This is a genomic window from Vibrio sp. Y176, from assembly GCF_033438945.1.
Window position 1 is genome coordinate 1 of sequence record NZ_JAWOQS010000580.1, and the last position, 678, is coordinate 678.

A 678-nucleotide genomic window follows, 5' to 3' on the forward strand; every position below is an offset into this window, starting at 1 on the left:
GCTCCTCTTAACATCAGGCACATACGATGTTTGAGAATTGTTCTGATCACTCATTAATTGACTCTTTTTCTGATTGTTTTGGGGCTTCATCCCAGATTAGCCTTGGGTCAATACTCTCTGCGGCTAACATTGTCAGCACAACGACTAAACCAAACGCGACCGCGCCGTAACCTGGTGTAAAGTCGAGTATTTGACCGCGATCGACCAAGGTCATCATGATAGAAATAACAAACAAGTCCATGACAGACCATTTACCGATCCACTTTACTGCAAAGTAAACCATCATTCGTTGTCTTCGAAACACCGAACGCTTGAATTTGATGCACAGCATAATATAGGCAAGGCCGAGGATCTTAACGACTGGCACAACGATACTGGCAACAAAAATAATAATGGCGATACCATACATTCCGCTTCTGACCAAAGACGCAACACCAGAGAAAATCGTATCTTCAAGGCGTTGACCGTTGGTTATCAAAATCGAAATAGGAATAAGGTTAGCAGGAAAAATCGCGATAGTAGCCGCGACTAGGTAAGCCCACGTTTTTTGAATCGAGTTTGGCTTACGATGATAGAGCTCATGATGACAACGTCGGCAACGCTCACCTTCAGGTTGAGAGAGATGACACTCGTGACAATGCACATCTTTGTGTTCGAAAGAGTACGTTTTTTCTGGTT

General features: G+C 43.7%; 1 protein-coding gene. It reads right to left on the reverse strand.

Translation table 11 applies throughout. The features are described from left to right. Positions 1 to 46: 46 nt before the first annotated feature. A partial coding sequence (locus R7O13_RS27405; RefSeq protein WP_318305265.1) for a paraquat-inducible protein A occupies positions 47 to 678 on the reverse strand: 632 nt, incomplete at its 5' end.